This is a genomic window from Fluviicola taffensis DSM 16823 (assembly GCF_943372375.1).
Lineage (GTDB): Bacteria > Bacteroidota > Bacteroidia > Flavobacteriales_D > Crocinitomicaceae > Fluviicola > Fluviicola taffensis_A.
The window spans coordinates 1-14,764 of the sequence record NZ_CALRYJ010000029.1 but is presented as its reverse complement, the minus strand read 5'-3'; the positions used below and the strand labels follow the sequence as shown (position 1 = coordinate 14,764).

The 14,764-nt window shown below is 36.9% G+C and carries 15 protein-coding genes; 5 read left to right on the top strand and 10 right to left on the bottom strand.

Features of this window, described 5'->3' with window-relative positions:
- Positions 1 to 54: 54 nt before the first annotated feature.
- From AAG807_RS20805 to AAG807_RS20795, 3 genes are all read right to left on the bottom strand, one after another.
- Positions 55 to 1,191 (bottom strand): FAD-dependent monooxygenase, encoded by a 1,137-nt coding sequence (locus AAG807_RS20805; RefSeq protein ID WP_341908402.1) that lies wholly within the window; start codon positions 1,189 to 1,191, stop codon positions 55 to 57.
- Positions 1,166 to 3,073: a LodA/GoxA family CTQ-dependent oxidase gene (locus tag AAG807_RS20800; protein ID WP_341908400.1), complete on the bottom strand. Its 1,908-nt coding sequence runs from the start codon at positions 3,071 to 3,073 to the stop codon at positions 1,166 to 1,168. Before AAG807_RS20800 ends, AAG807_RS20805 begins: the two co-directional genes overlap by 26 nt.
- A gap of 632 nt (positions 3,074 to 3,705) precedes the next feature.
- Positions 3,706 to 4,137 (bottom strand): helix-turn-helix domain-containing protein, encoded by a 432-nt coding sequence (locus tag AAG807_RS20795; RefSeq protein WP_341908397.1) that lies wholly within the window; start codon positions 4,135 to 4,137, stop codon positions 3,706 to 3,708.
- A 92-nt stretch (positions 4,138 to 4,229) separates the two neighbouring features.
- On the opposite strand from AAG807_RS20795, the gene AAG807_RS20790 reads away from it, so the two are divergent.
- From AAG807_RS20790 to AAG807_RS20770, 5 genes are all read left to right on the top strand, one after another.
- Positions 4,230 to 5,045, top strand: coding sequence for an SDR family oxidoreductase (locus tag AAG807_RS20790; RefSeq protein ID WP_341908395.1), 816 nt, complete (start codon positions 4,230 to 4,232; stop codon positions 5,043 to 5,045).
- Positions 5,042 to 5,890, top strand: coding sequence for an alpha/beta hydrolase (locus AAG807_RS20785; RefSeq protein ID WP_341908393.1), 849 nt, complete (start codon positions 5,042 to 5,044; stop codon positions 5,888 to 5,890). The genes AAG807_RS20790 and AAG807_RS20785 overlap by 4 nt, the downstream gene beginning before the upstream one ends.
- Positions 5,891 to 5,901: 11 nt before the next feature.
- A complete protein-coding gene (locus AAG807_RS20780; RefSeq protein ID WP_341908391.1) occupies positions 5,902 to 6,828 on the top strand; it encodes an alpha/beta hydrolase in 927 nt (308 codons plus the stop codon).
- Between the two features lie 10 nt (positions 6,829 to 6,838).
- Complete coding sequence (locus tag AAG807_RS20775; RefSeq protein WP_341908389.1) at positions 6,839 to 7,699, top strand: hypothetical protein; 861 nt, start codon at positions 6,839 to 6,841, stop codon at positions 7,697 to 7,699.
- Between the two features lie 120 nt (positions 7,700 to 7,819).
- Positions 7,820 to 8,821, top strand: a complete 1,002-nt coding sequence (locus AAG807_RS20770; protein WP_341908387.1) for an NADP-dependent oxidoreductase — start codon at positions 7,820 to 7,822, stop codon at positions 8,819 to 8,821.
- A gap of 156 nt (positions 8,822 to 8,977) precedes the next feature.
- Here the strand turns inward: AAG807_RS20770 and AAG807_RS20765 are convergent, their stop codons facing one another.
- The 7 genes from AAG807_RS20765 to AAG807_RS20735 all read right to left on the bottom strand — a co-directional run.
- A complete protein-coding gene (locus tag AAG807_RS20765; protein WP_341908386.1) occupies positions 8,978 to 9,610 on the bottom strand; it encodes a DUF6037 family protein in 633 nt (210 codons plus the stop codon).
- A 344-nt stretch (positions 9,611 to 9,954) separates the two neighbouring features.
- On the bottom strand, positions 9,955 to 11,061 hold the full coding sequence (locus AAG807_RS20760; protein WP_341908384.1) for a serine hydrolase: 1,107 nt from the start codon (positions 11,059 to 11,061) through the stop codon (positions 9,955 to 9,957).
- 215 nt (positions 11,062 to 11,276) lie between these two features.
- A complete protein-coding gene (locus tag AAG807_RS20755) occupies positions 11,277 to 12,425 on the bottom strand; it encodes an alpha/beta hydrolase-fold protein (RefSeq protein WP_341908382.1) in 1,149 nt (382 codons plus the stop codon).
- Between the two features lie 201 nt (positions 12,426 to 12,626).
- Positions 12,627 to 12,824, bottom strand: a complete 198-nt coding sequence (locus AAG807_RS20750; RefSeq protein ID WP_341908380.1) for a hypothetical protein — start codon at positions 12,822 to 12,824, stop codon at positions 12,627 to 12,629.
- Positions 12,825 to 12,835: 11 nt separating this feature from the next.
- On the bottom strand, positions 12,836 to 13,411 hold the full coding sequence (locus AAG807_RS20745) for a hypothetical protein (RefSeq protein ID WP_341908378.1): 576 nt from the start codon (positions 13,409 to 13,411) through the stop codon (positions 12,836 to 12,838).
- The gene (locus AAG807_RS20740; protein ID WP_341908376.1) at positions 13,408 to 14,448 is read right to left on the bottom strand and encodes a hypothetical protein; all 1,041 of its coding nucleotides are present in this window, start codon (positions 14,446 to 14,448) and stop codon (positions 13,408 to 13,410) included. The genes AAG807_RS20745 and AAG807_RS20740 overlap by 4 nt, the downstream gene beginning before the upstream one ends.
- Positions 14,449 to 14,618: 170 nt before the next feature.
- Positions 14,619 to 14,764 (bottom strand): tyrosine-type recombinase/integrase (locus AAG807_RS20735; protein ID WP_341908242.1); only part of this gene is annotated, 146 nt, incomplete at its 5' end.

Genomic DNA, 14,764 nt, shown 5'->3' with positions numbered 1-14,764 from the left:
TTTAGAACTCCCAACTTAATTATTCATTAAATTAAACATCTTTTTATAAGTCGTTTATTCATATTCCGGACTAATTCTCTTTTTCCAGAAGGGAAATTCGGACCATCGCTGTTCAAGTGCATACTGATGATCCCAAAGCGGTAAGTAATCTGAAAATGCTTTTTCTGTCAGGTAACGATAAGCAGGAAGTGCTTCTGCTGCTCCTGAAAGGTGTTCTGCAATGGCATTTCCGGCATAGCATCCAGTACCCAATGCAGAAGTGATCCCATAAGAAGAAATCGGGTCGTAGGCAAAGGCAGCATCGCCGACTGCCAGCCAGTTTTCACCGTAAATAGATTCTAAAAACGATGTTTCTGCGGATTGGGTATGCAATACCATATCCTTTTCCGGTTGAAAATGTTCAGGAAAAAGAGATCGGATCAAAGTCGTACCGGTAAGCGCATCCCAATAGCCAGAGCTATTTTGATAGTTTTTGGGCAAAAGTTCAGCATCTGTCATGAAAGCCGTCACGATTTGCTTGTTTGAGAGTGCCGCTGCATACCACCAGCCGTTTTCAACTGCTTCGATATGGGTCTGCAGAGACAATTCGAAACTTTCATCCACAAAAAAACGTCCAACAACACCTACAAGCGTATCATAGCGATGGCGTTCAACCCCAAGACAACGAGCAATCTTACTGCTCCGGCCTGTTGCATCCACAATAAAACCGGTTTCAACTGTCGTTTCGCTGTTGTTAACCTTCAGCTTCATTTTCCAACCTTTTTCTGACGGATCAACCTGCCTGATCTTTGCATTTCTAATAATCCGGATTCCACGTTCTTCAGCAAGACTGATCAAAGCTTCTTCAAAAATCTCGCGCTGCAGGTGCCATCCATTTCCCCCTGAATGAAGCATAAAGTGCTTGTCCTGGATATGTGTGCTTCCCCATAGCCATGAATTTCCGTAACAAATGGCGTGTCTGGGATCATCCAGCAATGCTTCTATCTCCAGATTCTTGAATACGGGCATCACCGTGGGAGGAAGCGTCTCCCCTGCTTTCGGACGTGTAGTTGCATCTGCTTCAAAAACAGTGCTTTTGATCCCTCTTTTTAAAAGAGATAAGGCAGTGGCGATCCCGGAAGGACCGCCACCAACTATGCTTATTTCATGAAAAGAGTCCACTTGTTTACATCTGGTTACGTGGAATAACACGACGTTTACGTGAAGGAGTCGTGGTCGCAACACCAGCTTTAAGCTGCAATGTTTTCTCTTCCGGCGCCTCGGTTCTGAGATTCTCAGCATGAACCACTTGTTCATAAGTTGCATCCGGCGTATCAAAATCCCTTCTTCCGGTTTCAATCCAATATTGATTCGGCAGTAATCCGTTTGCATTATCCGTTTCTCCATCTTGCTGCACAATGATTCCCAGGTAATGCCATTTATTGATCATATTGTTGATCTTGGTGGTATAAGCTGTTCCGAAATCACGAAGCCAGTCCTGGCGGTAATCGAAATGTTTCACCCTTTGCCCTGCAGGAACAGTTTCCTTTGTAGCGCGCTTGTAGCTATCCATACTCATGATTTGATTTGGTACGCGCGCAGCCCAGAACGATGGCAATGGAAGGTAAGTGGAAGGATCATATCCTGACAAACAACTTGCTTCATCCGTCTGCCATGGAACACCCAACCAACGTGTTAGTGTTCCCGGTCCGCTAGCTGCCAATGGACCACCTTGTTCAAGTACAATATTAGAACTGAGTAAAGGTCCCCAATTTACTTCCGGCTTTTCTCCTTCAGGTGCAATATTCAGGCGGTACGGTTCTTTCCACATCAGTGGAACACGCATAGGCCATGTAAGTTCAATTCCCGGGTGGAATGGTCCGCCAAGGCAATCGTCCAGATTGGTTTTCGTCAACATGTGTGGCCTGTCCTGCAAGGGAACTTCTTCCAGAGTCTTGTAGCGTACCGGTTTTTCTGTGGTGAATTTCCCGGCTGCCCAGCTTTTCAGCCAGTCGTATTGAACAGTTGTGATGGACAGATCATCCAGCGCCATTTCAGAATATTCGTTGAAATAGTCTCCATAAAAAGGAGGAACCTTTGCCGGCTGGTAATTATCGCTATCCGGATCACGGAACCAGTTGAAAACACGCTTACGCAACCACTCATTTTTTTTATCTGTACTACTCAATTGCTTGATCAGCTTCGGATCGTTGAAATCAGCAGGCGAATTCTGTCCAAACGCCATAAAGAATCCCTGATTCACCCATTGTGTCTGAGACATGCGACTCAAAATCGGGAAAATATGCTCGTAGAAGTCTGGCATTTTAGGTTTTTTCACCCAATTCTGTTCCACCGACATGTTGTAAACCACATCATACATACTTACCACACCATATAGCCCCTGACCGAAATTCGGAGGTGTAACGGCTACCATAGCAGGATCGGCCTCCAATACGGTTCCATCTTTGAGTGTTACAGTGGCACGCACTGGCCCGTCAGAAATGTCATCGTGCCAGGTATCGTTGTTGGCAAAAGTAACTGCCGTTGCATTTGTGTAAGACGCTGAATGACCATCTCCTCCAAGGAAAATCAGCCTCCCCTGTTCATCCGTTCTCAATTCACCAAGCGGAACTTTTGTTCCCATAAATTCTCCGTCATCAAAACGGTATTTGTCACCGCTTTGATTTTTTCCACTGATAGAAAGCGGCGTTGGACTGATTATCAACTTCGATCGATCTGTGATTGACAAGTTTCGGTATTGAGATGGAATAGCAGCACCTACAAGATCCAGGGCATTATTGAACATGTACCATCCGGCTTTCATGTTCGCAATTTCCACACGCCAACGGATATCTGCATCTGCTGCAGTGATTTCCTTCACAACATTTCCTTTGGCATCATAGCCATAGATTCTGAAACGGGCGGCTTGCTTTTTGACCCTTCCCTGCTTATCCTTAAATCCTCCGGGAGGATTCGGAACTTGCCCTGATACTTCAGGACCAATAAAATAATCATCCTTGCCAGCAGGTGCATTTCCTACCCGCGCAATACCGATTGCCGGATAAATGGCAACCTTTACAATCTCCTTACTCATAGTGAATGTGTTAAATGGTTCTAATTTATTGTGGTTGGTTTAGATTTCTTGAACTAATGGGTTCTGTATCCGACACTCTGTTCTTGAAACGCCGCAAGTCAGCTGAAACTTTATAAATCCCCCTTCTCGCATCGTTGATGCTACCAGCCAGCTGATGATCTGCTGTTGTTCTCCACGGATTGTAACTCCGGTTTTCTCCATATTCCGGTTGTCTCTGCTTATCGATGTGTGGTTTTAAAAAGACAGATCGCCTTACGGGACACTGGCCTGCCTTTATTCTTGTGCCCATACTCATGTTGACAAACATTTGCTTCAGGGCATCAATAGGGTCTTTACTGCAATTAATTTCCATCATCAGTAATTAGTGAATAGTTTCAGTGAATAAGGTTCTTGACCCTTAATTGGATACCAAGTAAGTAAAACAGAACCGATTTAACAAATTTTGAAGTGTTTTTTGTCAAGATAACAAATGAAAAGGGGCTATCTTAAAAGTTGAAATAACCTCTTGTAATCCTGATGTCAGACATTTGGAACTATTTGTTGAAGGATTTATTGCAAGCATTTCAATTGAAAACACTAGATTTTGCTATCTGTGAAAACAGAAATTCGAATCTTAAAAATTGAATTTCTGTTTATTCAAGTGGATCTTTCATTTGATTCTTTTTCAATAGTTTGGTGTAAGATTTTAGAAATGCCTCTTTATTATTTTTAAGTTCTTTTATGATCGCATTCCTTTCAGGAGGTATGGTTGAATACTTATCTGCCCATAAATGAATTTCAATCATTATCGGGAGTAAATCGATTCCTTTTTGTGTGAGTTGATAGAGCACTTTTGCCTTACTCTCTGGATGATTTAACTTGGTGATAATACCATTGGATTCGAGCATTTGCAATCGGGTTGCTAAAATATTGGTTGCAATTTTTTCCTCTGATTTTAGAAAATCACCATAGGTACACTGCATCGAAAAAATTAAATCCCGAACAATCAATAACGACCATTTATCTCCCCAAATATCTAAGGAACTGCTGATTGGGCAATCCGACCTTTTTTTAATATCTGTCATAATATATTTTTAAAACCACTTGCATTTTAAAAGTTATTTGTAATATTGCACTTGCAAAATGCAAGCAAATATACTCATTAAAAATAAAAAAGATGAAACAAAATATTTTAGTAACAGGTGCCTCCTCCGGATTTGGGTTGTTACTAGCAACCGAGCTACACAAAAAAGGATACCATGTAATTGGCACAAGTCGAAATCCTGAACATTTACAGTCAGAAGTTCCATTTAAAATGTTGGAATTAGACATTACTGACGACGATTCTATCCAATCCTTTGGCAAAAGACTTTTCTCTGAAATCGATAAATTGGATGTTTTGATAAATAATGCCGGATTCTATTTATCGGGACTTGCCGAAGAAACAAGCATCGAACAAGGAAAACAACAGTTGGAAACGAACTTTTGGGGAACTATAAAATTGACAAATTTGATTCTACCCCATTTTAGAAAGCAACGCTCGGGTAAAATAATCACTTTAAGTTCGATCATGGGTTTAATCAGTCTACCTGGTGGTGCTTATTATGCAGCTTCTAAACATGCTCTTGAAGGTTATTTCAGAGCATTGCGTTTTGAACTGAACGAGTTTAACATCAAAGTGAGTATGGTTGAACCTGTAGGATTCAAAACCAATATTGTCACGAACTCGAAAGTTGCGGAAAATAAGATCAGTGATTATCACAAGTATCGCACAACACTTGAGGATTATACAAGAGATTTATTCACAAAGTCTGAGGAGCCGACAGCAGTTGTAAAAACGCTCTTGAAACTGGTTGAAAGTAACAACCCGAAATTTAATCATCCTGTAGGCAAAGGATCCACTTTATTCCCAGCCATCCAGTATTTTTCATTTAAAACCTTTGAAAAATCTGTCATTAAAAACATCAATAAATTTAATTCAACAAAAAAATGAAAAACAACGCATTAACAACAGAAACTCAATATGCCAATATTGATAACAAACAAATTGCTTACCGCAAATTCGGTAACGGCACACCACTCATTTTAGCTAATCGTTTTAGAGGAACATTAGATACTTGGGATCCGCTTTTCCTTGATTTACTAGCAGAAAAGAACACCGTTATTACCTTTGATTATTCAGGTATTGGCTACTCAGAAGGTGAATTGCCGGTGGATTTGCACCAAGTAGCAGCAGAGGTTACAAAAATAGCAGACTATTTGAAATTTGATAAATACGTCGTAGGAGGTTGGTCCTATGGTGGTTTGATAGCTCAATATGCAACATTCCTTTATCCAAATAGAGTTTTAGGTACGGTAATAATTGGTAGCAATCCAATGGGTAAAAACGAAGCACCTCTTTCCCCTCTTTTCTTGGAAAAAGCATTACAGCCAAGTTATACTGTAGAGGATATAATAACACTGTTTTTTGAGCCAAGTTCAGAAAATAGTCGTTTGACTGCTATAGCTTCTTTGCAACGAATTGCCCATAGATTAGACGAATCAAAAGTGCCTGCTACACCGGAAATATTCCAGAGGTATTTTGCTCCTTCACAGCAGTTAGCAGATGATGTAGACAATTTCAGAGAGGCTTACAAAACATTGCAAACTCCGGTTTTGGCACTTTCAGGTGATAATGACATCTCTTTCGCTGTAGAAAACTGGTTTCCGCTATTGAAAAATGCACCGACCTTGCAGCATATTATTATGCCAAATACAGGTCATGCACCACATTTTCAATACCCGGAATTGACTACTGCTTATATTAATTGCTTCATCAACAATTCAATTAATAAATGAAAATGTATTTCATGTCATTATTGCTAATGATCGGTTTTGTTAGCAATATATTTTCACAAACAACTAATTCTGAAATTATGACAACGTCAAACGCAAAAAGCGGAAACTATTCTTACGCTACAGTCCCCACCCAATTTGTAGAAGCTAAGGGAATAAAATTCGCATATCGTTCATATGGAAAAGAAGGGGACATACCGGTTATCTATTTTAACCATCTAACTGCAAATCTGGATAATTGCGACCCCAGAATTATGGATGCTATCGCAGCAGAGCGTCAAATTATTTCCTTTGACTACCGTGGTGTCGGTTTAACTACAGGCGAACAGGGAACAAGTATTCCTGATATGGCAAAAGACGCGATTGCCTTTATTCACGCTTTAGGATACAAGCAAGTGGATATAGTGGCTTTTTCTATGGGTGGTTTTATTACACAGGAATTACTTTTAGTAGAGCCAACTTTGGTACGAAAAATAATCCTTGCCGGCACAGGTCCACGAGGAGGTGAAGGAGTTAGTGATGTGGTTGGTTTAACTTATAAGGATATTTTTAAAGGGATTCTCACATTCAGAGACCCCAAGTTTTATTTATTCTTTACTCAAAACAAAGTGGGAAAAGAAGCGGCCCGTAATTTTCTGAAACGATTGAAAGAGAGAACAGTAAATCGGGATAAGAAAGTAAAACTAAGTGTTTTGAAAAAACAACTCAAAGCTATTGAAACATGGGGACATGAAACTCCTGCAGATTTAAGTGTTTTCAAACATCCGGTCTTGGTCGCTAATGGTGATCACGACAGGATGGTGCCTACACCAAATTCTTATGATTTGGCAAGGCGTTTTACAAACTCGGAAATTGTGATTTATACAGATTCCGGGCATGGTGGGATATTTCAGTATCACGAAGAGTTTCTTAAAAAAGCAATCCCATTTTTAACTAAATAACCTCGAGAACATGAAAAAAATAGCATTAATAATAGCTCTTTTCATAACTGCATTCTTTCAGGTTTATGCTCAAATTGCACAACCGGTAAAGGTTGCAACGAACGTAAAATCGGAAAAGCATTTATCCTCATCCATACTGTTATGGATGCGAACAGATAAACCGCGACAAGAAGGAATGGACAGATGGAAAGGTCCGCATGCCCAGATTATAGCCGCAAATAAAGGACTTTGGGAATATCGCCAATTGCATTTTGCAAATACGAATACAGGTTTATGGCCGGTAATAAATGGAGTAGAAACGAATATTCCACAAAACCGTAAAATTGATGGCGTTGCAGATGTTACCTTAAAGAATCTGTTTTCAATATTTAAAGGGAAGAAACAAAATAAATTGGCTTATGCCGATGAAATCAATTTGTTTAAACGAACGATTCTTTATGCAGCATTTCCAAAAAATTCACGGTGGTATGAAGTAGCTCAGCCCAATGCTAAGATTGAAGCAAGTTCAATGGTCTTTTTCAGGAAAAAGGAAGGGATTAGTGATGAGGATTTTAAAGAATTCATCCATGAAGAGCTTACACCATTACTTGCAAATACAAACTTGCTAAAAGAATTGAGAAACAAAACTTATAATCCTTGGAAGCAAAAGCAGTGGAACACCCCAAATGTTGAGCACGACAATGATAAAAACGTACAATTTCATGCTTCATTAATGCTTGGTTTTTCAAACAATGACGAAATGGAAAAATTCTTTAAAAGCGAAGAAATTAAAAAACTTTCTGAAAGAATTCGAATCTACTGTTCAGCAATTCATGCGTATTCTATTCAAGAAACAATCACTTTTGTAAAAGAAGGAAAAAAAATGACCTAACTTAAAGCAGGTTCCAAGGCGCAAATGGTTTTTTTAAACTTTCAAGAATAAAGAGCCTTAAGCTATTTGGGCAATTAAAAGCTTAACAATCCATTATAGAAACAGAAAATAAGATTAGATATGAAAGCATTTACAATTAATAAATACAGCAAAACAGGAGGTCTTCAATTGACAGACATGCCTATTCCAGTAGTAAAAGAGTATGATGTACTGGTTGAAGTTCACGCATCAGGGTTGAACCTTTTAGATTCCAAAATTAAGACCGGGGAATTCAAGTTGATTTTGCCTTACAAGTTTCCATTGATTTTAGGACATGATGTTGCAGGAGTTGTAACTCAAGTGGGGGCAAAAGTGACGAAGTTTAAGGTTGGCGACGAAGTGTATTCGAGACCCCCTGATTTCAGAATTGGAACCTTTGCAGAATTCATCGCTATTGATGAAAAAGATGTTGCGCACAAACCCAAAAACCTTTCCATGGAAGAAGCAGCATCTATTCCGCTGGTAGCTTTAACTGTTTGGCAAGCTTTAGTTGAAAAAGCAAATCTCAAAAAAGGACAAAAGATTTTCATTCAAGCCGGTTCAGGAGGAGTTGGAACCATTGCCATTCAATTAGCAAAACATCTTGGAGCAACTGTTGCAACGACTGCCAGTGAGAAAAGTTTTGAACTACTAAAAAGCTTGGGGGCAGATGTTTTGATTGACTACAAAAAACAGGACTTCGAAAGTGTCTTGAAAGAGTATGATGTTGTTTTGAACAGCCAGGATAAAAAGACTCTGGAAAAATCTCTCCGCATAGTAAAACCCAATGGAAAGGTCATTTCTATTTCAGGTCCGCCAACTCCGGAATTTGCAAAAGCAATCAAGGCACCTTGGTTCGTGAAGATTATTTTATCGCTAATCAGTTCCGGAATTCGAAAAACGGCAAAGAAACTGAATATTGAATATTCCTTTCTCTTTATGAGAGCTGAAGGAAAGCAATTGCAGAAGATTACCGAACTCATTGAATCCGGCAGTATCAAACCTGTTGTCGATAAAGTTTTTCCATTTACCGAGACCAATGATGCCTTGTCTTATGTAGAAAGTGGTCGTTCGAAAGGTAAAGTGGTCGTAAAAATGAAATAGTTAACTTGTTTTAATTAGCTTTTGCCACAACCAAAAATGAAAAACCCGTTTCATCTTATATGAAACGGGTTCCTTTTGTGACCTCTTGTGGAAAAACGTCAAACTTTTTGTTGGAGGATTTGGAATTACTTCAGCACCACTTTTGGCAATACCTTGTTAGCGATAGTTTTTCGAGTTCTCTCTTTTGCTAAAATTTAATAAAATTTCTTCGTCTGTTTTCTCAGTTAAAATGTCTTTAGAATAACAGAAACTAATTGTCTTTTCTTTTTCAAATGTTTCATATAGTTTGGTCCTCAGTATTTTAGTCTTATTGTCATTATATACAGTTCTGAGTTCACCTTTAGGATTACGCTTTACTTTAAAACAATATCTTTTTTCTGGATCTTCGCTATCACTTTTAGATAAGGAATTTAACATAGGTTGAATTAAGCTATCTGGCTTGGAAATATTGACTTCAACTGGAATAAATTTTGAAAAATACTCATTGAATTGTTGAAGAATATTTCCAAGATTTTCTGAATATTCAATTGCAAAGAAGTTTCTTAAAATTTTAGTCTCAATCATAAATCCGTTTATGTTAACTGGTACGATTAGACGGTTTGCAAAATTACTTTCTTTTAGAAATTCGGTTTTTAATAATGCATATTTTGGTCTGTTTTCATTTTCCATATAAAGCTTTACAAGAACAATATAATTTGTAGTTTTATATTGGAAAGCAAAAGCATCAATAATCCAACCCTCATTTTGCATACTCTCTTTTAGAAGTCTGAAATTTTCAAAAATAGCCATCTTGTATCTTCAATTAGGTTTGTTTTCTTAAAATTACCGCTAACAGTTGGCGAGACTTGGCGCAGGAGGGGATTTTAGTATCGAATTCCGATAGAAATAACAAAGTTCAAATATAGCAAAGAAGTTTAAGAGAAATTGTTCTTGATCCTTGAAGTTTAATCACTCTCAACACTCACACGCTTCCCTGAAAGAAAAAGTCACATCAAAAATGTGAGTGTGAAAGCGAGTTTTGAGGGTAAAAAGAAAACTTTTTGATAGAGGATTTGGAATGGTTCTGCAACTTGAAACTATTGGTAATGTGAAGTCAACTAAATTCACCGCTTAATGATTTTGATTTATATCTATTACTCTAAATCAGTTTTTTGAGCTTTTAGAATAGCTTCTCTCATAGCGATAAAAATATCCGGTGTTTTATTATAAGCATTATTGCATAATATGACAACGAAATCCTCTGTTTCTCTCTCATAATACATCCAGGTATAGTATCCTGCCCAATTTCCTCCGTGATAAATTATGTCTTTCCAAATTCCATCTGTTCCGATGAAAAAACCAAACCCGTAACCTAATGACACCGAATCTGGTGTAAACATCAGTTCTTTACTTTTTTCACTGATGAGCACATTGTTTTGCAAAGCATCGATCCAGCTTTTCATATCTAGAATGGTTGTGGATATAGAACCATCTCCCTGAACACCGTCCAGGTAAGCACATGAAAATCTGGGAATTGTATTTCTTATGCGATACTTACCTAGAATTTTCTGATAGCCTTCTGTATTATTCGGTAGTACTACTGGTTGATACCTTCGCCTAATCACGGCACTTCGTTTCATTTCCGAAGGTCCGAAAACAAACTGATGAAGGTAAGCATCAAAAGTCAATCCAGACACCTTCTCAATAATCATACACAGAATCAGATAACCAGTATTGGAGTAAGTGAATTTCGATCCGGGTTGAAATAAAAGTTCAGGTTTTCGTTCTTTCAGAATACGATATACATCGTTGTTATCTGCAATCTTTTTTCGATCCCAAACCTTTCTATTCTTGAAAAGTTCCATGTAGTCCGGAAGTCCTGACTGATGTTGTAACAGATGCTCGATTGTAATGCCAGGATAAGGAAAATCAATAAGTATTGTTTGGATATCCGAACTCAATGCGATTGAATCTTTCTCTATCAATTGCATGATGGCTAGCGCAGTAAACTGTTTCGCATTTGATCCTAATTCAAAAAGAGTCGAATCATTTAACGGAATCCCGTCCACATACTTAGTTAGTCCAAAATTGCCTGAATACATGATGTTGCCTCTCTTTGCATAAAGAACATTACCGTTAAAGCCTTTCTCGAAATGTGTTTTAAAGAGACTGTCAAATTGATGTTTAGCCGATTGATCTATTTGAGCAATAACCCTCGAAAATAGAATAGGACAAATGATTAAAAGTGCTAGTCGAATCATATTGATTTGTAAGGTTTACTCCAAAATAGTCATTATTAGCTAACGTCGGATCAACCACACGTTTCTTGGTTGTCCATATTAATAAGTTGTCTGGTCTGGCTTGGAGAACGAGAGAGGGGAAACTTCTAACTTTTTGTTGAAGGATTTGGATCGGGTTCTGCAACTTGAAAACATGAAGTTTCAATGAAATCACTTAATTTTTTCTCTTCTTACAATTATAAATTTTCAATTTTATTCTTCAAACGAGTGTTTTCCGGGCAGAGTCCGTATGCTTTTATATAAGAATTGCGACTTTGTTTTTTTTTGCCAATTATAGCATAAGCATCACCAATTAATTCAAGTGCGTAGGGATCCTTTGAACTTTTATCGAGATAAATTTCTAAAGCTTCAATACAATTCTGATATTTTTTTTGATGAAAATTTATTGCTCCTACCTCGAGATATAAATTAATCGGAGGTATAAATTCAAATTGAATCGTTTTTGAAAACTGTTTATAATGCTCCTCAATAATTGACACATCTATTATTGTTTCGAATCCTCCTTTTTTGATTTCATAACCTTTATAAAGCATTGACATACCGTCTAAAAAACTGTACAAGCACATCGAGTTATGGTGTTCATTTTCATATGTTTTGTACTCATAATGAATGTTTGGAAAACGGTTTAATGATTGCTTTAATTCTTCAATTTTTGCATAATGATAAGGACATTGATTTTCAAATTTGCTACTTGATGAAATGAATATATGGCAAACAGTATTCTGTGTTAGATTACTGTCAATTTGCTGTATGGCTTCACCTTTACTGTACCAAATGCTAGGGTCATAAATTTGTAGTGATTTAAATGATTTTTGAAGAGGCAATATGTAGGAACAGAAATACCCACCTAAGGAATGACCAATCAAGATATTAAATCCACTGGTTGAATACCTCAAATTAACTTCCTGCATAAGCTCCTCTTCGATAAAAGCAAAGAACTTAAGTCCATTTCCTGAGTTTTGTGAACTAAAAGCAATAGTATCTGTCTTGCCAGCACAATTCACAGTAGACGTACTAAAAGACATATCAAGTCGTCTGTTCGGGTGGGTTATTCCAACAACAATATGCTGAGGGATCTTACCATTGTCAGACAAATCTTTTTCTAGTGCATTTGTAATATTAAATTTCGATTCAGCATCTAAGACATAAATTACCGGGTACAAACGGGCAGAGTCATAATCTGAAGGTAAACTGACCCAGTAATTCCTTTCCGTTTCAAGAATTTTTGAATCAATCGAGTAATTGATTACTTCTACCAGGTTCGTATCAACTTGAGCATGAAGTGAAGTAGATAAGAAAATAAGATAAATGAGACTATTTTTCATTGCTAGTTAAATTGGGAAGTCGGTTCTTTTCGGTGGACAGAGGAATTACGCATAACCTATCTGTTGACGAATATAACTGTTTTATCAAGCGCTCAAAAAACACAATCAATAAAAAAGGGAAACATTTCTGTTTCCCTTGGTGGTCTCAAGCTGGGAAACGTCAAACTTTTTGATGGAGGATTTGGAGTGAGTTTTAGAACTTTAAACTATTGAAAAACAGGATGTTTCAATGAGATTGGAGGTATGACGTTTTGCAGCTACCCGAAGGTGGCGATTTCGGAGCATTTCACTTTTAGTTAAGCACAAACTTTGATAGAAGCACAAAGCTTCATTTAACCACTGAACCGCCACTTTTGGGTAGGTGCTGTTATAGCCTGTGCTTTCTTGTTCTTTGTCCATCACTTTGAATTTTATTTCATTTTTATGTGTTTTGATATTTCGGTTTCAATGCTTGAAATAAGTTTGTCAAGGTCAGTTTTATACTTATCCTCTTTCGACTGCATAAAAACACCTTTTGCTAATTCAGCAAAATGTTCCATGTTGTTTGTATTGCCGTACAACTGCATGTATGAATTTAAGTTGTCTTGGTAAAGAAAAAAGACATGTTTTATTTGAAGACATTTTTCTTTAAGTTCCTTTCCAAAAAGTGCTTCGATTTCAGGAAGAATACTATTAAACTCATTGTAAGCTTCGTTAAATGGTTTAAGTCGATTGTTTATGACAAACCGAGTATTTTCATAATCATAGTTTTTTATTTCATCATTATTAGTCAACATTTCATTAACACTAATAAAGTTTGCTCTAAGTGCGGAGAAATTGTCACGTAGTTTGTACACAGATTTTAAAAATTTGTAGGAAACCTCAAAATAAGTCTTACCCTTGAATTCGCTTTTCCATTTGGTGATACCAATAATTGCGACAGTCGCAGTTGCCAATGCTGTTAAAATCAGAACAACGTCTTTTATTATGGATAAATAGCAAATCATGACAATAAGAAGTATAAAATTAATGCAATAGGTAAAATCATTATAGTAGCGCATCCTCCATTTTCAGATTTTATTTTCTTGCTTTGATTAGATTTATTTTGATTACTCGAATTGCTTTTTTTTGTACTTGATTGTGAACTATTTGTTCCATTTAATTGATTTTTCAGTTCCTTCAACTTTTGTCTTAATGGAGCCGTTAATCCACGGGGAACTTCACCATAAGAAAATCTCTCATCTGAAGGCGAGTAACCATAACTTTTGTAAATGCCTTTTTCATTTTCGATAAAAATATTCCACCAATCATCTTTTGTCTCAAAATTTACAATTACTGGTGTGACGAGATTTTCAAGTGTAAAATTTTTAAATTGTCCATAAAGTGTTTGATTATTTTCAAAAATAAACTTGTGAAAGTTACTTGCCCCTTTAAGGCCAAAATTGGATTTGTAGTCATACATTAAATGTTTGCAAAATCGTCTTAGGTCTCCTTTAACATATTGATTTCTATTCTTTTTTTCATAGTCTTTGCATGAACAAGTCATACTATAAAGATTAACGAAATATTTTTCATTACTATCAAATGAAAAACTCTTGATTTCTACTTTTTTATCAAAATTACTTAGTGGTTTGGCAATTCTTAATTCGATTGGTATAGTAGTGTCGTAAATGAGTGAACAGTTAGATAAATTGTAGTCAATATAACCAAAGATTGTTTCGAATTCAGTTTTTGATAAGAGTTTAGCACCATATTCTTGGGACTTCTTTATTCGTTTATCATCTGCTGTTTCTGAACCACAAACAAAAGTTAGGTTACTAGAGATTTTTGAGTTTACTGTCAAACCAGCAGTTTTTGCTTTATTCGAGAGTGTTATCGTGTCTTCGTCAGAAAAACCAATAAATAAAATAGATGAAGTACCATATTTTTTTTCGTGATGAAATTTAACGTAGCAAATAGCCTCTTCTGTGGTCAATGAGTTAATTTCTTCCTCCGTTAGTCCAAAGTCTAGCAAACATTTTTGTATTAATTCCTTGTTCATCATTTCTTAGTGCTTTTGTGGTCAATGTTTCGGTCTCTCTTGCATTGGCTATAACTTATTTATATGTAAACCTTTCCCGAAAAAAGGTATACAAAGTCAACAAATAGATGATGTGTTTGTGTGCTTTTCTTGGTGTTGGTTAGTTTTATCATTAGTCGTAAAAATAACATTTTTCATAATGTGTCAAATGGACTTTTTATGAGCTGCAAACTTTTGTTGCTGACATGCGTGTAAATTTCAGTGGTGCGTGAACTAGTGTGCCCCAGTAACTCTTGAATGAACCGCAAATCTGTCCCACTCTCCAATAAATGAGTTGCAT